This window comes from Streptomyces sp. NPDC093221 (assembly GCF_044753885.1).
Lineage (GTDB): Bacteria > Actinomycetota > Actinomycetes > Streptomycetales > Streptomycetaceae > Actinacidiphila.
Map to the genome: position 1 here is coordinate 603,983 of NZ_JBIVOA010000003.1, position 19,542 is coordinate 623,524.

The following is a 19,542-nucleotide window of genomic DNA, read 5'->3' on the forward strand; positions in this document are numbered from 1 at the left end:
TCGCGGGGTTCCTATACGACCGGTGCGGTCGCGGGCCAGGCGGGGGTGTGGGCGGGCGCGTCGTAGTAGGCGAGGGTGTCCGCGTCGGCCACCAGCAACGTCAGCGAGAAGCCGCGCATGTCCAGGGCCGTGACGAAGTCGCCGACCAGGGTGCGCTCGACGGCCGCGCCGCGCCCGTCGAGCACCTTGGTGACCTCGTGCAGGACGGCGTACAGCTCCATCCTGGTGATGCCGCCGAGGCCGTTGACCAGCACGATCACCGACGTGCCGGAGACCAGGCCCAGGGGGTCGGCCAGCGTGCCGACCATGTCCGCGGCCAGGTCGCGCAACGGGCGTTCGCGCAGCGTGCGACGGGCCCGTTCACCATGGATGCCGACGCCGTACTCGAGACCGCCGGCCGGCAGGTCGAAGGCGGGCAGGCCGGTGGCGGGAGCGGTGTGGGCGGCGGAGGCCACGGCCATGCTGCGGCAGCGGCCCACCACGTCCACGCCCAGGGCGGCCAGGTCCTTCAGGCCCATCCCGGTGTCCGCCGCCGCGCCGAGGATCTTCTCGACCAGCACCGTCGCACCGGTTCCCCGGCGGCCGTTCACGACCTCCGCGGAGTCCGAGGCGGCGTCGTCGTCGATCAGGACCCGCGCGCAGTCGACGCCCTCGCGAGCGAGCCGTTCGGCGGCGATACCGAAGTTGATCTTGTCGCCGGTGTAGTTCTTCACCAGGTGCAGCACACCGTTCTCCCGCGCCACGGCGAGCGAGGCGGCGAAGATCTGGCGGTTGTGCGGCGAGGCGAAGACGCGGCCGGGACAGGCGGCGTCCAGCATGCCCGCGCCCACATAGCCGATGTGCAGCGGTTCGTGCCCCGAGCCGCCACCGGACACCAGGCCCACGCGCCGCGTGGGCGACGGGGTCAGCGCCCGTACGAAGCCGTTCGCCTCGTCCCAGGCGACGCTGTCGGCGTGCGCCCGTTCGAAACCGGCCAGGGAGTCCACGACGAGGTCGTCGATCTCGTTCGCGAAGTAAAGGCCCATGGTGCACCAGACCTTTCCGGAGAACGCGGTCGGTCTCCTGCGTAATCATGCTGTTCGGTATCACCCGAAACGGCAACTTTCCGCCCACGTACGAGTGGCTGTTCCAGAAGTACCGGACGTACGAGCGGGCGGTCGGGTATAAGGCGTGCCGCGTGGCCGCCGGAGGTTATCTCCCTCTCGGGACACGCAGAATCTATGTCGGCCGGAGTAGACATTCGGCGGTGACGTGGTTATGGTTTCTCTCGTAGCCGAGATCAGCAAGGCCCGGCAGACACGAACTGCCGGGCAGCAGTACGCGAAGTGCAGGACGCAGGACGGTGCGGTGGTGGAGTTCCAGAGCCGGGGTTGTTGCCAGACGGGCGATGGGACTGACCGCCGGACCGGGTGGCCCGAGGTGATCAGGGGCCGCCATGAGCAGTACCGCAGTGCCAAGAGATGATTCAGAGAGTTGATCCCGAGGGAAGAACGGAGGAGCCGAGCGCCATCAGGATCGCCCGGGCGGATTTTCGGGCCCGGGTACCGCAGGACATCGGTAGTGAGGTGGTCTCCGGTCAAGCAACCGCGATCCCCGCATCAGCCGCCAACCCCCTCCCGGTGGCGATGCGGACACAGAGAGCCGGCGCAGTACGTAAGCCGGTAGATGGTGTAGCAGTTCCTTCGGGGCCTTGGTGCCGTTCGGCACCAAGGCCCCTCAAGCGCGTTCCACAGAGAGGCGAGATGACAGCAGACGACTCGTTCGGCCGACTCGACGACGACGACTACCCCGCGTACACCATGGGCCGAGCAGCCGAGATACTCGGTACCACCCAAGGCTTCCTCCGCGCGATCGGCGAAGCCCGCCTGATCACCCCGCTGCGTTCCGCGGGCGGACACCGCCGCTACTCCCGCTACCAACTGCGCATCGCCGCGCGCGCCCGCGAGCTCGTCGACCAGGGCACCCCTATCGAGGCAGCGTGCCGCATCGTCATCCTCGAGGACCAGCTCGCGGAGGCCCAGCGCATCAACGAGGAGCTGAGTTCCTCCAAGCCCCGCGACCGGGCCACCGGCTGAACGACTGCCGACCTCAGCGATTCCCTACCTGAACGACTCGCTCCCAGGACGACTCCGACGTGCCATCGCCCGGCATTCCGCGTGCTCCCAGCGGAGGCCCGAGCCGTGTCCTCGCCGCTCCCGGCGAGAGCCGCTTGTTGGGAACGGGCCTGGGTGGGAGGGTTGTGGGGACCGTCGTCCCGGCCGCCACGGAGTGGCCGGGTGGAGTGGTCGCGCTGGTGTCGTTCCCTCGGGCGTGTGCCCTGTGGTCCCCGGTGGCATGTGCTGGTCGATGTGCGCGACCTCGTGGTCCCGCGCTGTGAGGGGATTGAGTCATGGCGGAAGAGACTGATGCCGGCAGGGTGCGTTCCGGTCCGAAGCGGTGGGCATGACCGCGCACGGTCTGGCGCGGGCACTGGCCGGGTTGCTGGAGGCCAGCCATACGGCGCCGTTCGAGCGGTTGCCGCGCCTGCTGGACACCGCGGCCAAGCAGGCCGGCGCGGGCGGGGCCCGGCTCTTCGTGGCGGATCTCCAGGAGGAGGTACTGCGCGAGGTGACCGGGACCGGCCTGAACGCCGGCGAAGGCGGCGAGGAGCACCGGATCGAGGGCACCTTGCCCGGTCGCGCCTACCAGATCACACAGGTCACCGCCCCGGCGTCCGGCGGGGCGTGCTGGATGCCGGTGCGGGACGGCACGGAACGTCTGGGCGTCCTGCACGTCGAGCCCGGCCCCGACGACACGGGCACGCCCGACGGTGAGGTGGCGCTGGCGCTGGCGTCGATGGCCGGACTGCTGCTGGTCTCCAAGCGGGCCAACAGCGACTCCCACGCCCGGCTGACCCGCACCCGGCCGATGGGCGTGCCCGCCGAACTCCAATGGGCGCTGATGCCGCCACGGACCTTCTCCGACCAGCGGGCCACGGTCAGCGCCTTCATGGAACCGGCCTACGAGGTGGCCGGGGACGCCTTCGAGTACGCGCTGGCGGACGACATCCTGCACCTGGCGATCTTCGACGCCATGGGGCACGACACCTCCGCCGGACTGACCGCCGCTCTGGCGATGTCCACCTGCCGCAGCCACCGCCGCGCCGGCGCCACCATTCCCGACGCCAGCAGGGCCATCGAAGACACTCTGGTCGGGCAGTTCGGACACACCCGGTACGCCACCGGCGTCCTCGCGGACCTGGAACTGGACACCGGCAAGTTCAGCTGGGTCAACCGGGGCCACCTGCTGCCGGTACTGATCCGCGGGGGCCGGTGGTCCAGCACCCTGTACTGCCCTCCGGCCGGGCCGATGGGCAGCGGATTCAACCTGCCGGTCGAGCAGCGCACCGAGCAGTTGGAGCCCGGAGACCGGCTGCTGCTGTTCACCGACGGCATCACCGAGGCCCGCGACAGCGACGGCCGGGAATTCGGTGTGGAGCGTTTCACCGACTTCATCACCCGCCACCACGCGGACAACCTTCCCGTCGACGAGACGCTGCGCCGCCTGATGCGCACCGTCATGGAGTACCACCACGGACGCCTCGAGGACGACGCCACCGTCCTGTTCTGCGAATGGCACGGCCCGGACGGCGCGACGGGGGGTCAGGCGGCTCGGGCGAGTTCGGCGCGGCCGAACAGCAGGGCGTAGCCGGCGGGGAGTTCGTTGATGGTGCGGGTGAGCAGGTCGCCGGGCAGGAGGGCGGCGACGGTGCTCAGGACGGCGCCGGTGTCCCAGCGGGCGACGGCGGGGGTGACGCCGGTGCGGGCCGCGATGTCCTGGACGAAGCTCCAGCCGGTGCGGGGCTGCGCGGTGGGCGCCTGGGCGGTGAGGACGTCAGCGGCCTGACGGGGCAGATGGGCGGCGAGTGCGGTGCGCGGGTCGTCGCCGAGCTGGCTTCCCAGGGCCGCGAGCACGGCGTGGACGGCCTGCTCGGCGCGTTCGCGGGTGGGGTAGGCGCCGTCGTAACGGACGGTTTCCAGCATCTGGTCGTAGGTGAGCGCCGACGCGGTCCGGCGCTGTTCGGACTGGGCGGGCATGGCTGCGGCGGTGGCCTTCCGTTTCGGGCGGCGGCCGGGCCCGGTGAGCGGGGCCGGCCGCCGGGTGGGGTGGAGGAGATGTCGGTCGGCGGCGAAGGAGGGTGCCGACGGGTTCGCGTCCTTCGCCGCGCGGTACCGCGGGCGGCGGGGGTCAGCCGACGATCTGCCGGCGGTTGTCGCCCGCGCCGACGGAGATCTTGCGGGGCTTGGCCCGCTCGGCGATCGGGATGCGCAGCGTCAGCACCCCGGCCTCGTAGTCGGCCTGGATCTGCTCGGTGTCCAGGGAGTCGGCCAGCACGATCTGGCGGGAGAAGACCCCCAGCGGCCGCTCGGACAGATCCATCTGCACGCCCTCGTCGTGCGGGGCGGGCCTGCGCTCGGCCTTCACCGTCAGCATGTTGCGCTCGACGTCGATGTCGATCGCGTCCGGCGAGACCCCGGGGATGTCGAAGGACACCACGTACTGCTCGCCGTCGCGGTAGGCGTCCATCGGCATCGCGGCGGGCCTCGACCAGGTGCCGGGGCGCAGGAGCTGCTCGGTGAGTCGGTCCAGTTCACGGAAAGGGTCGGTACGCATCAGCATCGCGGAACACCTCCAGGAAGTCGGGCGCTTGGCGCCGGTGTCGTTCACCTGCCCTCTGTTGTAGCATGTCATCCATCCGATGACAAACATTGATGTCACCCTGAGGGTGACACCCCTGGGTGACAGCCCGGAGGAGGCGCCATGACAGCCGACCAGCCCGCCCCGACACCGTCGCCACCGCCCGCCGCGGCCACCTTCCCCGCCGCCGCGGCGGCACTGGAAACCATCGACGCGGCCGTCCGCGACGCCCGCGGCCCGGCACCCGACCAGCCGTCGGCCCCTGCGGCCGACCCCCGGCACGTACTCGCCTCGCTCCTGCTCCTGCGCGAGATCCGCGAACAACTCGCCGGCTGGGAAACCGGCCTGATCGAGACCGCGCGGGCGGCCGGTGCCAGCTGGGCCGACCTCGCCGCGCCCCTCGGCGTCTCCAGCCGCCAGGCCGCCGAGCGCCGCTACCTGCGCCTGCGCCCCGGCCCGGCCGGCTCCACCGGCGAGGAAAGGGTCAACGCCACCCGCAACCGCCGCGCCGCCGACAGAACCGTCGACGCCTGGGCCCGCACCAACGCCGCCGACCTGCGCAGACTCGCCGGCCAGATCACCCAGCTCACCGACCTGCCGACCGCCGCCGACACCGCCCTCGGCCACCTCGACACCGCCCTGGCCGCCGACGACGCCGCCGCGCTCATCACCCCGCTCACCGCCACTCACGCCCACCTCCAAGCGGGCCACCCCGACCTCGCCGACCGCGTCCACACCGTCACCGAACACACCCATCAGCTCCGCAACGCCCCGGGGCGACCGCCGCACACCCCGTAGTCACACCTCCGGCCAGGTGGTCTCGCCCGCCGCGTTCCGGCCCGGCCGGCCGCCGGACGTGCTCCGACCGGGCAGCGCGCCGACCCGGCGGCGTTCGAGGTTTTGAATCCGCTGGCTGGGCAGCCGCATAACGGGGGCCGGTCTCTTCTGAGGTGCCCAGTCATGCCGTAGGCCGAGGAATCCGTCGGGCTCCAGCCGGCCGTTCCCCGGCACGGCACGCGCTGATCCGCTGGGCGCTCCGTACGCCCGGCGCACGGCGCTCTGCCTGCCCCTCGTACATGTACGAACCCCGCGTCCCCGGGCGTCGGGCCGGTACGCGCACCGCGTACACCGCGCGTCGTTCGGCGCAGCGCCCCTATGGAGGTCCCGCAATGTCTGTTCCCGTCGCATCCGATCCGCTCGCCGAACTCTCCGCGGCCGGAGTCTCGGTCTGGCTGGACGACCTGTCCCGCGAGCTGCTCGCCGGTGGTGAGCTGAAGCGGCTGATCGCGGACCGGCACGTGGTGGGGGTCACGACGAACCCCACGATCTTCGCCTCCGCGCTGTCCAAGGGGGACCGCTACAGCGAGCAACTGCGGCGCCTGGGCGCCGAGGGCGCGAGCGTGGACGAGGCCGTCTTCGCCCTGACCACCGATGACGTCCGTACCGGCTGCGACCTCTTCGCCCCGGTGCACGAGCGCACCGGTGGTACCGACGGGCGGGTCTCGATCGAGGTGGACCCCCGGCTGGCGCGGGACACCGACGCCACGATCGAGCAGGCACGCAAGCTGTGGGAGGCCGTGGACCGGCCGAATCTCCTGGTGAAGATCCCGGCCACCCGCGAGGGCCTCGCCGCGATCACCGCCGCCGTCGCCCGGGGCATCAGCGTCAACGTCACGCTGATCTTCTCCCTCGACCGCTACCGCGCGGTGATGGACGCCTACCAGAGCGGCCTCGAACAGGCCCGCGAGGCGGGTCTCGATCTGGCGGCCATCGACTCGGTCGCCTCGTTCTTCGTCTCGCGCGTGGACACCGAGGTGGACGCCCGGCTCGACGCGCTCGGCACTCCCGAGGCCCGCGACCTCAGGGGCGCCGCCGCCGTCGCCAACGCCCGGCTGGCGTACCGGGCCTACGAGGAGATGACCGCCGCGCCGCGCTGGCAGGCGCTCGCCGCCGCCGGAGCCCGCCCGCAGCGCCCCCTGTGGGCGTCCACCGGGGTCAAGAACCCGGACTACCCCGACACGATGTACGTCGGCGAACTCGTCATCGCGGGCACCGTCAACACCATGCCCGGCACGACCCTTGAAGCGTTCGCCGACCACGGCACCCTTCCGGCCCACCCGCCGACCGGCGAGGAGTACACCGCGGCGACCGCCCACTTCGAGGCGCTGGCGCGGATCGGCGTCGACTTCGCGGATGTCACCGACACCCTGGAGCGCGAAGGGCTGACCAAGTTCGAGGACAGCTGGACCGAACTGGGCGCCTCCGTGGACAACGAGATGCGCGGCGCCAGCGCCGCCGCCGCGTCCGCCTCCGGCGGAGCCGGTCTGCTGGCGATCTATCTCAACGACCACCTGTCCGGCGCGACCGGCGGACTGGAGCTCTTCCGCCGGGCGGCGCAGACCCAGAAGGACCGCGACGGCGGCCCGGAACTGGCGGAGCTGGCCCGCCAGATCGAACAGGACCGTGACTCGCTGATCCAGATCATGACCGATCTGGACGTGTCCCCCGACCGCTCGAAGGTCGCCATCGGATGGGTGGCGGAGAAGGTCGGCCGCCTCAAGCCCAACGGACACCTCTTCACGCGATCCCCGCTCAGCGACCTGCTGGAGCTGGAATCCATGTGCCTGGGTGTTGCGGGCAAGGCGGCCTGCTGGCGCACCCTGCGCACTCTGGCCGAGACCGAGACCCGGCTGTACCCCGAGCACCTGGACACCTTGCTGGAGCGCGCCGAGCACCAGAGCGCCGTACTCGAGGAGTTGCGTCTGGCCGCGGCCGCCCGCGCCCTCCCGTAGCCCCCAGCCGTCATCGCCGAGAACGCCGAACCCCGCACCTGCCGTGAGGCGGATGCGGGGTTCGGCGTTCTACGTCCCGACGTCCGCGACGGCGGGCGCGGGTACGAGCCGGGAAGGCCGCTCGTCACCGCGTCTGACGGTGAGGGGCGCCTTGCTCGGGGTCGTCATCGATGGTCTGCCACGTCCGGCCGCGCTGGGCGTCGGCCGAGGCGGCGGGATCCGGCTGCCCGTTCGGCGCGGCGGGATCGGGACGTACGGCCGGGGCGGCGGTCCGGCGGGAGCGCATACGGCGGCTGCCGTACCAGAAGCCGCCCAGGAGGACCGCGGCCACCACGATCGCGGCCAGGAGGATGAGCAGGCTGCCGGAAACCCCGGAGCTTGCCAGGTAGTGGGTGGATGTCATGAGGGTTGTCTCCTGCTCTGGGGCTGTCCGGCGGTGACGAGCGGTCAGCCCTTGGCCTTGCCGGCCGCGCCCTTCTCGGTGGCGGCGCCGTCGGTGACGAGGGTGCCGCCGGTGGTCTCCAGGTGCGCCCGGACGAACCACTGGAACTGCTCCAGGTCGCGGAGCTGTCCGATCAGCAGGTCCTCGGTGGCCGGGTCGATCTCGCCGGCCACCTCGATCGCCTTGCGGACGTCCTCGACGACACCGTTGTAGACCAGGTTGAGGGCGCCGAGGTGGGCGATGGCGTCCTGGCGGCCGATGCTGTAGTCGTTCCAGGTCCGCTCACTGACCAGGGCGCCCGGGGTGCCCAGGGCGACACCACCGAGCGCGGCGATGCGCTCGGCGACGTCATCGGCCATCGCGCGGACCTGCTCCACCTGCGGGTCGAGCATCTCGTGGACGGCGATGAAGTGCGGCCCGACGACGTTCCAGTGCACGTGCTTCAGCGTCAGATGGAGGTCGTTGAGGGCGTGCAGCCGCATCTGGAGAATCCCGATGAGCTCGCCGCCCTGCTTGGTGGTCAGGCCGGGGACGGTGTACTTCGGAAGCTTGCGCGTGGGCATGGCTGTCTCGCTTTCGTCGGTGGAGAAGGTCGTGAATTTCGGCTCGGGCACGTGTCAGGCACGAGCCGGGCATGGTGAGCGCTCCCCGCGCGGTCGGCGGGGCGGGTCGCGCCAGGGCTTGACGGGCTCAGGGCGCCGGGACGAGGGCGGCCTCGACCTCGCGGAGGAAGTCGTCCAAGTCGTCGGGCGTGCGTGAGGTGATCAGCGTCCAGCCGTCGGCGGTGTCGCTCACCACGGGCTTGTCCACCCACGCGCCGCCGGCGTTGCGGATGTCGGTGCGCAGGGACGCGTAGGAGGTGAGCGTCTTTCCGCGGACGAGATCGGCCTCGACCGCGAGCCACGGGCCGTGGCAGATCGCCGCGACGGGGCGCTTGGCCGACGCGAAGGCCCGTACGGCCCGCACGGCCGTTTCGTCCTGCCGGAGGCTGTCGGCGTTCAGCGTGCCGCCGGGTACGAGCAGCAGGTCGTACGCCGTGACGTCCGCCTTTTCCAGGGTCAGCGTCGGCTGCACGGTTTTGCCGGGGTCCTTGTCGCCGACGAGCGTCCGGATCGGCTCGTCGGACACGGCCGCGACGTCGACTCTTGCGCCCGCCGCCCGCAGGTGTTCCACGGGGACGACGAGTTCGTCCTGCTCGACGCCGTAGTTCGTCACGATCGCCAGAACGCTCCGGTCCTTCAGATTGCTGACCGCCATGGCGGTTCCTTCCTTACGCGCTTCTTGTGCTGGTGGCCCCCCGGGCTCGATGTGCGGCTACCCCTTCACCAGCTTTAATGCCTCGAAATGCTCACCGATTTGCCCGAATGGCGCGATATTGCGGCGATCCGGGTGGTCGGACGTCGTCCGGGACTCCCCTCGCGGGCACGCGGCCGAGGGCCGAGGGAGGCTCACGGCGCGAGGCCGGCGTCGCGGGCCAGGAGTGCGGCCTGCACCCGGTTGGTCACGCGCAAGGTGGTCAGGATGCGGCTGACGTGGGACTTGACGGTGCTCTCCCGCATGCCGAGCGCGTTCGCGATGTCGGCGTTGGTGTCCCCCTCGGCGAGCAGGGCCAGCACGTCCTTCTCCCGCGGGGTCAGAGGGTCGATCCGCGTCCGGGCCTGGGCGGCCCGAGGGCGGTTGGTGCGGTGGTAGCAGTCGATGAGACGGCGAGCGGCGGCGGGATGGAGCAAGGCGGAGCCGGCGGCGACGAGGTGGACGGCGCGCAGGATCTCGGCGGGGTCGGTGTCCTTGAGCAGGAAGCCGTCGGCGCCCGCGGCCAGCGCGTTGTAGACGTACTCGTCGAGGTCGAAGGTGGTCAGCGAGATGACCTTGGGCGGGTGGGGCAAGGCGCGCAACCGCTTGGTGGCGATGATGCCGTCCATGCGGGGCATCCGGATGTCGACCAGGGCGATGTCGATGCGGTGGGCGGTGGCCTGCTCGATGGCGTGGAGCCCGTCAGCGGCCTGGGCGACGACCTCGATGGCCTCGTCGCCGTCGAGGAGGTCGGTCAGTCCGAGGCGGACGAGTGCGTCGTCGTCGACGACCATGACGCGGATCATGCGCGGGGACCGTTCGGCGCGGCGGCGCGGTGCGGTATCCGGGCGGCCAGCCGCCAGGACCCGCTGCCGCCGGGCCCGGCATTCAGGTGTCCGCCGAGTGCTTCGACCCTCTCGCGCAGCCCGACAAGGCCGAACCCCGAGGGCGCCGTCGCCTCGCCGCGCCCGCCAGGAGTGTTGGTGACCTCGACGACGGTGGCGGGCGGCCCGTAGTCGATACGGACGCGGACGGGGGCGTCGGCAGCGTGTTTGCGGGCGTTGGTCAGGGCTTCCTGGACCAGGCGGAAGACCGCCAGCCTGTGGGCCGACGGGGCCTGTTCCGGCCTGCCCTCGATGACGGTGTCGATGTGCTGCCCGGCCGTCCGCGCCTGCCCGATCATCTCCTCGACGTCACGCAGGACCGGCGCCGGCCGTTCGGCACCGTGGGGGACGTCGGTGGTGCGCAAGGCGCCCAGCACGTCACGCAGGTCGGTCAGGGCATGGGTGGAGGCGGTGCGCAACAGGGTGAGGCGGTGGACGAGTGCGGCGGGCAGGACGTCCTTCCTGGCAGCGAGCACGCCGGTGTGCAGGGCGATCAGGCTGAGCTGGTGGGCGAGTACGTCGTGCATCTCGGCGGCGATGGCGGACCGCTCGGCCATGCGTACGGCCTGCTCGCGCAGTTCCCGCTCGGTCCGCAGATGCTCCACCTGCGTGTTCAGCGCCTTCACCAGGCGTCGCCGACTGCCCATCCACAGCCCTCCCACCACCGCCAGCACCGTGGAGCCGTACTGCTGCGGGCGCCACAGGGAGACCGCCGGGTGGAGCACGGCGCTCACCGAGAGCGCCACAGCCGAACAGGTCACAGCCGCCACGACGTGCCGGTGCGCGGCGAGGTCGAACAGGGCGAGCAGGAGCAGCGGCAGCAGCGGCCATCCCCATACCCCCGCCGCCGCTGTGGTCACCACCGGAGCGAGCCACCAGGGCGCCCGGCGCAGCAGCGCCAGCCCGCACACCACGGCCGCCGCACCGCCGGCAGGCGCGTACCGGCCTTCAGCGCTCAACGCCTCGTTCCGGAAAGCCGCCAGAGCCAGCAACGCCACCAAGCCGTAGCGGCCGTAGACCGCCCATCCCTGCCCCTGTTCCCCGTTCACCCGCAGAGCGTGGCACGCGCCCGGATGCCTGTCGTCCGACGTTCGGCTACGCCGACCTCCACCTTTGGTAGGGGAGGACGGCCGCACAAGGGAGGATATGCGCGGCTGAAGGCGTCTCTAGCGTCTCGGACATGGACGACTGGACCACCTCACACCACCGTGCCCCCGCGCGGCGCAAAGCGGAGAGCTGGATGTTCCTGCTCGAAGCGGCCCGCGATCTGCGCACCACCGGCGCCATCGCTCCCAGCAGCAAGGCTCTGGCCCGTCTGCTCACTGATCCCGCGGGCGAATACGGAGCGCGGCCCCTGAACGTCCTGGAGGCGGGCGCGGGCACCGGCTCCGTCACCCGCACGCTCCTCCCCCGCCTCTCCCCGGGCAGCAGCCTGGACATCGTCGAGGCCAACTCCCGCTTCGCCTCCCAACTGCGACGCCTCGTCAGCTCCCATCCGCTTCCGGCGGACGGGAGCGAACGGATTCGCGTCCATCACGCCTTCGTCGAACAGCTCGACACCGACCGGCGCTACGACGTGATCGTCTCAGGGCTGCCGTTCACCAACTTCACCCCGGCGCACGTCACGACGATCATGGACCGGTACATCGAACTGCTCCGGCCCGGCGGCACGCTCACGTACTTCGCCTACCGCGGCACCCGCTACGCCCGCGCCCTGACCGCCACCCGCCGCGAAGCCCGCCGCCACCGTGCCGTCGAAGAGGTCCTCGCGGGATACCAGGACCAGTACGCCACCGGCTGCCGGACCGTGTGGGGCAACCTGCCCCCGGCGAGGGTCTGGCGGCTGCGCCGACCGGCCGACGTGTCCGCCCCGGCGGCGGCATCGCCCGTCGCCGCCGTGACGGCTCGGCCAACTCCCTGACCGGAGAGCCCAGTTGGCGCGTCGCCGGACCGTCGCGTCATATCCCGCGACCGCCAACGCCCGTTCCGCCCGCGGAAGCGACCGGAGCCGGCCCCGCAAGGGGCCCTCGAACACACAGGGGTCTCCCGCCGGTTGATCGAGGCGCCCGAGGGTGAGTGCGAGGCCCGCCTCGAACGCCTCCTCGTGAGTGACGACGGGGACAACGTCCGGCGCCCCCGCGTCCGCCTGCTCCTCCAGCACGACCTGCCGACCGCGCTGGCGAACTACGACCGCGCCCTGCGGCCCTTCGTGGACTCGAGGGCTCCACGGCCCGCTCCGCCCGCGCCCCCGCCCTCCACCGTGACCGTAGGAATCGCCAACTCGCCCCGCTCCCGCGCTAGTTCGGAAATCCAGAACTCTGCCCGAGCCCCGTCTTCGCAGGGGCGCGAGGAACTGCGCGGACCCAATCGTGGGTAGGGAACGAAAGTTCGACAGCCCCTCTCGTCCCCACCGTCACGGAGGAAACATGCGCAGGAGAACGCTGATACGCGCCCTCGCCGTAGGCACGCTCGCCCCGGCAGGTCTGGGTCTGGGCGCACGAAGCGCGTCCGCCGCGGCCGATTCGTACGGAATCGACGTCGCGACCACCCAAGGCGGCATCGACCTCGCGCTCGCCCGCAACCAGGGCCAACAGTTCGCCATCGCCAAGACCGGCGGCAGCCAGCTCAGCGAGGGACCGTACGTCAGCCCGTACTACACGGCCCAAGTGGACAGCGCGCGAGCGGCCGGACTTCGGGTCGGCCATTACTGGCTGTCCGGCGACTTCCAGGCGCCGACGGACGCGGCGAACTACTTCGTCGACCACCTGCACGACTACGGGCAGGGCGACGTACTGGCCCTGGACGACGAAGTGCTGGACGACTCCACCGGGTTGTGGAACGACGGCCAGGTCGCCGCCTGGTTCCGGCAGGTACAGGCCAGGGTCGGTACGTGCGTGCCCTGGTTCTACATCGGCGCCGCGAATCTGCGCGGCGGCAGTTGGGGCCAGACGATCGCCACCGGGGCCAAGCTGTGGGTGGCCGCGTACGGCTCCAACAACGGTACGCGGCAAGGCGAACCGGAGCTGGGCGGCGCGTACCCGGACTGGGCGGTCCACCAGTACACCTCCGTGGGCTCCATCGGCGGCATCCGGAACGTGGACCACAATCTCGCTCGCGGCTCGGCGTTCGATCTGGTCGCTCCGGGCAGCGGGGGCGGAGGAGGGGGCGGCGGAGGCGGAGGTCTGCCGAAGACCACGACGGAGCAGGACGGCATCCCGGGACCGGTGTTCTGGAGCCGCGCGCAGAAGTGGCTGTCCCTCACCTCGGGTTACACCGGCCCGGTCGACGGCGTGCCCGGCGTCAACACCTACGCGGCCCTCCAGCGGTACCTGAAGGCGCACTTCGGCTACGCCGGTCCCGTCGACGGCGTGCCCGGCGTCAACACGTACGCCGCCTGGCAGCGGCTCGCCGCGCAGTGGGGCTACACCGGCCCGATCGACGGCGTGATGGGCCCCAACTCCTGGCGCGGCGTCGCCCGTTTCCTCAACCAGAACGCCTGGGACTGACCCCTCGCGCGGGGGGCTCCCCCGGACCCCTCAAGACCCGACGTACCGGCCAGCGGCACCAAGGCGGCCGGTATGTCGGGCGGGGAACGGTGATCTCCGACCACGCGTCAGCGAAGAACGCCAGAGCCGGTCGCGGAACCCGCCCTCCGAGTCCCGCCCGTGCCGGTCTGCGCATGACCCGGATCGGTGACGCATCAGGCGGGGACGAAGAGAGCCTCGTGGGCCCCGTCGAGGATGAACCCGTTGTCGAAGCGGACCCGCACACTCACGAGAGGCGGCTGTTCCTGGAAGGCGGTCCACGCGGGTTCCAGAGAGCCGACCTTCTCTTCGAGCTGCCTCCTGCTCTCCGTCGGCATCTCGTCTCCGAAGGCGTCGAGCAGCGACTTGAGCCGCTCGTACTCGCGCACCTCGTCGCTCTCGTCCCGGTGGGCGACCACCCGCTCGACGGCCCCGCCTGTGCCCGCGGCCAAAGACAGGAACCCGATCACGACCCCCGACACCTCCGCCGAATCGGTCAGTCTGGTGTCCGCTGCCAGCACCACCCGCTGGCCCGCCTTCAGAGTCATCCGCTCCCCATCTCCGCTACGCCTGCTACGTCGCTTCCATCCGCCCGCCGCAAGAACGTCTCACCGCGGCGGTCGCTCACGACACGGGCCCCTTCGTGGAACCTACGGGCACCGTAATACGGCATCCGCACAACGCCGTCCCCGGCGAGGCAACGCCGCTGCCAGTGGGCCGAGTCCTCCAGGCGCTGATGTCGCGGGAGTGGCCGGATCCGGGTCACCGCGGAGACGATGGAGGCTCCGCGAGCGGGCTGCTGCGTCGCGGCGGGCTCATGGGCGTGGGGGGGTCGGGGGTGAGGCTGCCGTGGGTGGGGCGGCCTTCCAGGACGGTCAGGGTGACTCTGTGTGCGAAGTCCCGACCGTGGAAAGGGGAGTTGGCCGACCGGCTCAGCCAGGTGGCGGGCTCGGCCCGCCATGCCTGCGGCCGGACGACACAGAAGGTCGCCGGTTCGCCGACCGCGACCGGGCGGCCTGCGAGGTGGGCGATCCGGCCGATCGCGGCCGGGGCCGTGGACATCACACGCGCCACCGCGGTCCAGTCCACCGCCCCGGTGGCCGGGTCCGCGAACACCTCGGCCACCACCGGCAGCGCCGTCTCCAACGAGGTCAGGCCGAAGGCGGCGCTCAGCCAGGAACAGGTCTTCGTTCGAGCCGGGTGCGGAGCGTGGTCGGTGGCGACGACGTCGATCGTGCCGTCGCGCAGCGCCGCGCGCACCGCGGCCACGTCGGTGGCCGACCGCAGCGGCGGGTTGACCTTCAACGCCGGTCCCCGCTCGGCGGCTTGGGTGTCGGTGAGCATCAGGTGATGGGGCGTCACCTCGGCGGTCACGGACAGGCCCTCGCGTTTGGCGGCCCGTACCAGCGCGACGGAACCCGCCGTGGAAACATGACAGATGTGCAGCCGTCCACCGGTGGCGGCGGCGAGCGCCAGGTCCCGGCCGATCACCGCCTCCTCCCCCGCGCCCGGCCAGCCGGGCACGCCGAGACCGGCGGCGACCGGCGCGTTGACGACTCCGTCGCGGACGATGGCGGCGCTCTGCGCGTGCTGGGCGAACGCGGTGCCGTACCGGGCCATCGCCGTCAGCAGTTCCAGGACCAGATTGTCGTCGTTCACGCACTTGCCGTCGTCGGAGAAGACCGTCACCCCGGCCGCCGCCAACGCCGCCACGTCCACGATCGCCTCTCCGGCCAGACCGGCCGTCGCCGCCGCCACCGGGTGGACGCGTACGCCGAGCCCCCGGGCCCGCCGCCGTACCTCCCGTACCCGCGCGACGGTGTCCGTGACCGGTGAGGTGTTCGCCATCGCGAAGACGTCGGTGAACCCTCCGGCCGCCGCCGCGACGGCCCCGGACGCCAGCGTCTCCGCCTCCTCTCCGCCCGGCTCCCGCAGATGCGTGTGCAGATCGACCAGCCCGGGCAGCACCGTCCCGCCTGTCGGCTCCCCGGCCACCGCGTCCACGGCCCGGATCACCCCGTCCTCGACAGTGAGGTCGAAGACCCCCGTCCGCCCGGCGACGCCGACCCGCTCCACCCGCCATGTCCCGTGCCCCGGCGTCGTGTTCACGAGGCGCCGTCGAGCCGGTGGAGGGCGGCGAGGAGGGTACGGACGCCCGAGGCGATCTGGGACGTAGGGGTGAACTCGGCGGGGACGTGGCTGAGTCCGTCGTCGCTGGGGACGAAGAGCAAGCCGGTCGGGATGACATGGGCGATCTGTTGCGCGTCGTGGCTGGCGCCGCTGGGCAGCACGCGGTACGGAAGGCCCAGGGAGGCGCAGGCATGGCGGATGTGGTCGGCGACCCAGCCCGGCAGGATGACCGGTGAGGTATCGGCGATGACCTCCGTGGTGAGCGCGACCCCGTGGTCTCGGGCCAGCGCGGCGAACTCGGCGGCCAGGGTACGGGCGGTGTCGCGCTGGCGGACGGAGTCCACGTCGCGTACGTCGACGAAGAACTCGACCGACCCCGGGACCGTGGTGATCGAGCCGGGCTCGACGCGGAGCCGGCCGACGGTGACCCGTACGCCGTGGTGCCGGGGGTCGCGGGCGAGCCGGTCGCCCAGCACCACGCACTCGGCGGCGGCCACCAGGGCGTCGCGCCGCAGGTGCATGGGGGTGCCGCCGGAGTGGGTGGCGCGTCCCTCGGCCCGCACCCGCAGCCGGGTGCTGCCGGAGATCACGTCGACCACGCCGAGGTCGACCCCCTGCGACCGCAGCACCTCGCCCTGCTCGATGTGGAGTTCGACGAAGGCGAACCACTCCTCGGGCCGCCAGCGCGACGCGTCCACCAGGTCCGGCCGCAGCCCGGCGGCGGCCATCGCGTCGGCCATCGTCACGCCGTCGCGGTCGGTGAGCCCCGCGAGATCCGCCGCGCCGGTCAGCCCGGCCGCCATCCGGCTGCCGTTGCACGCCTGCCCGAACCGCGCGCCCTCCTCGGCCGCGAACGCCACGAACCGCCACGGTCGACGGTGCGCGGCCTCCTGCCGGACCACGATCTCGGCGACCTCCATGGCCGCGACGACGCCCACGATGCCGTCGAAGCCGCCGCCCTGCGGCACGGTGTCCAGATGCGAGCCGGTGCCCAGCGCGCGTGCGTCGCCGGAGCCCGTGTTCGGCCCGGCGGGCGGCAGTTCCGCCACGGTGTTGCCCGCGTGGTCGGTGGTGACCGTCAGCCCGAGGGCCGTCATGTGGGCGGCGAACACCGCGTGCGCCTGGCGTTCCAGCGGGCTGTACGCCAGGCGCGTGCAGCCGGGCCCCGGTTCGGTGAGCGCGGCGAAGCCCGCCAGATGAGCGTCGATCCGCCCGAGGTCGACCCCGTCGAGCAGGTCGGCGGTCGCCGGCTGGGCCGTCCCGGTGCTCACGCTTCGTCCCTGTCGTGGCCGGTGCGGCCGTTGTCACGGTCGGCTCCGCCGTTCCCGGGGCTGACCACGTCCACGCCGTCGGGGGCCGCCCCGAGGAGCGGGGCGAGCGAGCAGACGGCGACGACCCGGCCGCCGTGACCGGTCACCGCCCTTACCAGCGGCGCGAGTTCGGCTCCGGGGCCGCCGCTGTCGACGCCGCCCCGGGCGACCACGACCGTGCGTTCGCCGGGCAGCACGTCCTCCACGATCAGCCGTCCGAGGTCCTCGACCACGACCCGGCGCGGCAGCCCGAGAGTGTGGGCGACCACATGGGCGAGCAGTACGTCGGCGGTCGCGTTCCAGCTCACGACGGCCTCGGGGCGGTAGCGGGCGGCCAGTTCCGCCAGCGCCGCGCCCGCCCGTTCCACGGTGGCGGGGTCGTCGGCGAGCAGAGCGGCACCGGCGCCCGTCGTCGAATCCGCGGGCTCCGCGGGGGACTTGGCGGCCGGGGCCGGCGGGGCGGGGGGATGCGGAAGGGGGCTGGTGGGCATGGCGCTCTCCTGTCGGGTCGTACGGTTCTCCTGCCGGGCGGTGGGTTTCGGTGCGGGGCCGGCGGGTCCGGCGGGTCCGGCGAGGGCTGCGGGGCCTGCGGGGTCCGCGGGGGTGACCCCTTCGAGCGGGCCGAGAGGCCCGACGGGTGCGTAACCGGTCGCCGTCCGCCGTACGAGGGCGGTGTGGAGGCCGAGGCCGGCGGGCGGTTCCCCGGACGGCGCGACCACCACGGCCGCGCTGTGCGGCAGGGCTCCGGCCTCGCGCAGAAGCGGCAGCGCTCCGGCGGCCGAGGCGGCGTCGACGGCGATCACGACGACCGTCTCGCCCGGGTGGATCACGCCGAACGGCGGGGCGCCCGCGACGAGGGCCGCGAACGGCAGTCCCGTCTCCAGCGACACTGCCGCGCCCAGAGCCTGGGCGCCGGGCCCCGTCGCCACCAACCGGTCGGCGGTGGCGGGGACTTCGGCGGCCAGGGCGGCGGCGAGCCGGCGCAGCAGCGCGGGCCGGTCCAGCCAGCCCGAGCCACTCCCCCGGTCGCCGACAGCGTCACCTGCGGCGTACCCGGCCGCGGCCAGGTCCCCGGCCAGCTCCTCCGCCAGCACTCCCGGCGCCCGGTCGAGACCGGGAAGCACCCGGGCGCCGACCCGCGACCGGCTTTCCGCCACGCCGCGCGATGCGACCGCCTCCGCCCCGGCCGCCGCGACCGCCGTGGCCGTGGAGACCGCCCCGGCCGCCGCGACCACCGGCGCCGTGGAGACCGCCCCGACCCCCGCCCCGGCTCCCGCTTCCGCCGTCATGGCCGGTCCCCTCCCGCGAAGGAGGGCCGCGGGACGAAGACGTCCGGCGACGTGCTGTCGGCCTGCATCAGTGCGACGAGCTGCTCCTGGGTCGGGTCCGGCGCGAAGGGCCGCTCGTACCCCTGCTCGCGCGACAGCGCCTGCGCCGCGTCCAGCACGATCCGTGCCTTGACCGCACGGTCGGCCGGATCGGCGACCCGCGACCAGGCCGCGCAGACGGTGACGGCCGAGCTGACCCGTCCGGACGGACCGCTGCGGACCGGCGCGGAGACCGCCCAGACGCCCTCGTCGAGTTCGTTGTCGCACACGTCGAAGCCCCGCTGGCGGACCACGGCGAGGTGGTCGATGAGCCGGTTGATCTCCCGGACGGTGCCGGAGGTGAAGGACGCGCGGGGGTAGGACGACAGCAGCGTCTCGACGAAGGCCGGGTCCTGGTAGGCGAGGATCGCGCGGGCCGAGGCGGCGGCGTGCAGCGGCACCTCCTGGCCGAGCCTGACGAACAGCCGCAGCGGGCGCTTGGTGCCCGCGATGGACACCGCGACCACCCGGCCGTCGATCAACTGGGTGAGCACCACGCTCTCCCCGCACCGCCGTTCGGCCTCCACCAGCGCAGAGGGCGGCTGGATCACGAACGGCTCGTAGTCCTCGACATGGCCGAGTTCGAGCGCGTTGGGGCCGAGCACGTACCGCTTGGTGGTGGGCGACCGGCTGACGAAGCCGGTGTGCTCCAGGGTGCTCATCACCCGGTGCATGCTGCCGACGGGGATCTCCAGTTGCTGGTGGAGCTGCTGGAGGGTGAGGCCCTGGCGGTACGCGGACAGGTGGGTGAGCACCGACAGGGCCCGCACCACCACGTGCATCGGCTTGTCTGCGCCCGACCGCTCCGGACCCGGCTTGTCCGAACCCGCCGTCTCCGCACCGGACTTGTCAGACCGTGGTCGCTGGGCGCCGGTCTTCTTCATGAGGTGTCCCCATCCCGTTGATCCCGTTGATCCCGCAGATCGCCTGGATCGCATCGTCGCGCAGGTCGCGTCCGTCCCGCTGGTCGCCGCTGGATCCCTTGGATTTCCCCGCCGTTACCGCTGAGGTGTCGGCGAGAGTCATTCCGTAACACGGAATCAACATATCGGCTCCGCACCACTGGAGTATCGGAGCCTCACCGGCCCCCTGTCAATGACACTTCCTCAGACTGCGCAGCGGG

At 72.3% G+C, this 19,542-nt stretch carries 19 protein-coding genes; 6 read left to right on the plus strand and 13 right to left on the minus strand.

Features of this window, described 5'->3' with window-relative positions:
* Positions 1–11: 11 nt before the first annotated feature.
* Positions 12–1,025: a dihydroxyacetone kinase subunit DhaK gene (locus ACIQCJ_RS14415; protein WP_402711525.1), complete on the minus strand. Its 1,014-nt coding sequence runs from the start codon at positions 1,023–1,025 to the stop codon at positions 12–14.
* A gap of 717 nt (positions 1,026–1,742) precedes the next feature.
* Between ACIQCJ_RS14415 and ACIQCJ_RS14420 the strand changes: the two genes are divergently transcribed.
* Both ACIQCJ_RS14420 and ACIQCJ_RS14425 read left to right on the plus strand, forming a co-directional pair.
* A complete protein-coding gene (locus ACIQCJ_RS14420) occupies positions 1,743–2,075 on the plus strand; it encodes a MerR family transcriptional regulator (RefSeq protein ID WP_402711526.1) in 333 nt (110 codons plus the stop codon).
* Between the two features lie 367 nt (positions 2,076–2,442).
* The gene (locus tag ACIQCJ_RS14425; protein ID WP_391046133.1) at positions 2,443–3,687 is read left to right on the plus strand and encodes a SpoIIE family protein phosphatase; all 1,245 of its coding nucleotides are present in this window, start codon (positions 2,443–2,445) and stop codon (positions 3,685–3,687) included.
* On the opposite strand, the gene ACIQCJ_RS14430 is transcribed toward ACIQCJ_RS14425, so the two are convergent.
* Together ACIQCJ_RS14430 and ACIQCJ_RS14435 are read right to left on the minus strand one after the other, a co-directional pair.
* Positions 3,642–4,076, minus strand: coding sequence for a DUF2267 domain-containing protein (locus ACIQCJ_RS14430; RefSeq protein ID WP_401308741.1), 435 nt, complete (start codon positions 4,074–4,076; stop codon positions 3,642–3,644). The two genes, ACIQCJ_RS14425 and ACIQCJ_RS14430, sit on opposite strands and share 46 nt — an antisense overlap.
* A 151-nt stretch (positions 4,077–4,227) precedes the next feature.
* Entirely contained in the window at positions 4,228–4,659 is a 432-nt protein-coding gene (locus ACIQCJ_RS14435) for an Hsp20 family protein (RefSeq protein WP_391162987.1), read from the minus strand.
* A 141-nt stretch (positions 4,660–4,800) separates the two neighbouring features.
* Between ACIQCJ_RS14435 and ACIQCJ_RS14440 the strand changes: the two genes are divergently transcribed.
* Complete coding sequence (locus tag ACIQCJ_RS14440; protein WP_401719103.1) at positions 4,801–5,475, plus strand: HSP18 transcriptional regulator; 675 nt, start codon at positions 4,801–4,803, stop codon at positions 5,473–5,475.
* A gap of 371 nt (positions 5,476–5,846) precedes the next feature.
* Entirely contained in the window at positions 5,847–7,469 is a 1,623-nt protein-coding gene (tal, locus tag ACIQCJ_RS14445) for a transaldolase (RefSeq protein ID WP_402711527.1), read from the plus strand.
* Positions 7,470–7,593: 124 nt separating this feature from the next.
* On the opposite strand, the gene ACIQCJ_RS14450 is transcribed toward tal, so the two are convergent.
* From ACIQCJ_RS14450 to ACIQCJ_RS14470, 5 genes are all read right to left on the minus strand, one after another.
* The gene (locus ACIQCJ_RS14450; protein ID WP_355342620.1) at positions 7,594–7,872 is read right to left on the minus strand and encodes a DUF6479 family protein; all 279 of its coding nucleotides are present in this window, start codon (positions 7,870–7,872) and stop codon (positions 7,594–7,596) included.
* A gap of 44 nt (positions 7,873–7,916) precedes the next feature.
* On the minus strand, positions 7,917–8,474 hold the full coding sequence (gene dps / locus ACIQCJ_RS14455; protein WP_355342623.1) for a DNA starvation/stationary phase protection protein Dps: 558 nt from the start codon (positions 8,472–8,474) through the stop codon (positions 7,917–7,919).
* A 127-nt stretch (positions 8,475–8,601) separates the two neighbouring features.
* A complete protein-coding gene (locus tag ACIQCJ_RS14460; RefSeq protein ID WP_355342626.1) occupies positions 8,602–9,168 on the minus strand; it encodes a type 1 glutamine amidotransferase domain-containing protein in 567 nt (188 codons plus the stop codon).
* 191 nt (positions 9,169–9,359) lie between these two features.
* Positions 9,360–10,010: a response regulator gene (locus ACIQCJ_RS14465; protein ID WP_391162981.1), complete on the minus strand. Its 651-nt coding sequence runs from the start codon at positions 10,008–10,010 to the stop codon at positions 9,360–9,362.
* Entirely contained in the window at positions 10,007–11,137 is a 1,131-nt protein-coding gene (locus tag ACIQCJ_RS14470; protein ID WP_391046149.1) for a histidine kinase, read from the minus strand. Before ACIQCJ_RS14470 ends, ACIQCJ_RS14465 begins: the two co-directional genes overlap by 4 nt.
* Positions 11,138–11,268: 131 nt before the next feature.
* On the opposite strand from ACIQCJ_RS14470, the gene ACIQCJ_RS14475 reads away from it, so the two are divergent.
* Positions 11,269–12,009: a class I SAM-dependent methyltransferase gene (locus tag ACIQCJ_RS14475; protein WP_402711528.1), complete on the plus strand. Its 741-nt coding sequence runs from the start codon at positions 11,269–11,271 to the stop codon at positions 12,007–12,009.
* A 505-nt stretch (positions 12,010–12,514) separates the two neighbouring features.
* The gene (locus ACIQCJ_RS14480; RefSeq protein WP_402711529.1) at positions 12,515–13,594 is read left to right on the plus strand and encodes a glycoside hydrolase family 25 protein; all 1,080 of its coding nucleotides are present in this window, start codon (positions 12,515–12,517) and stop codon (positions 13,592–13,594) included.
* Positions 13,595–13,788: 194 nt separating this feature from the next.
* On the opposite strand, the gene ACIQCJ_RS14485 is transcribed toward ACIQCJ_RS14480, so the two are convergent.
* The 5 genes from ACIQCJ_RS14485 to ACIQCJ_RS14505 form a co-directional block, all read right to left on the minus strand.
* Positions 13,789–14,160, minus strand: coding sequence for a hypothetical protein (locus ACIQCJ_RS14485; RefSeq protein WP_402711530.1), 372 nt, complete (start codon positions 14,158–14,160; stop codon positions 13,789–13,791).
* 214 nt (positions 14,161–14,374) lie between these two features.
* The gene (locus tag ACIQCJ_RS14490; RefSeq protein WP_402711531.1) at positions 14,375–15,721 is read right to left on the minus strand and encodes a dihydroorotase; all 1,347 of its coding nucleotides are present in this window, start codon (positions 15,719–15,721) and stop codon (positions 14,375–14,377) included.
* Complete coding sequence (locus tag ACIQCJ_RS14495) at positions 15,718–17,013, minus strand: Zn-dependent hydrolase (RefSeq protein WP_402711532.1); 1,296 nt, start codon at positions 17,011–17,013, stop codon at positions 15,718–15,720. The genes ACIQCJ_RS14490 and ACIQCJ_RS14495 overlap by 4 nt, the downstream gene beginning before the upstream one ends.
* Entirely contained in the window at positions 17,010–18,341 is a 1,332-nt protein-coding gene (locus tag ACIQCJ_RS14500; protein WP_402711533.1) for a hypothetical protein, read from the minus strand. The genes ACIQCJ_RS14495 and ACIQCJ_RS14500 overlap by 4 nt, the downstream gene beginning before the upstream one ends.
* Positions 18,338–19,303, minus strand: a complete 966-nt coding sequence (locus ACIQCJ_RS14505; RefSeq protein ID WP_391162971.1) for an IclR family transcriptional regulator C-terminal domain-containing protein — start codon at positions 19,301–19,303, stop codon at positions 18,338–18,340. Before ACIQCJ_RS14505 ends, ACIQCJ_RS14500 begins: the two co-directional genes overlap by 4 nt.
* Between the last annotated feature and the right edge of the window lie 239 nt (positions 19,304–19,542).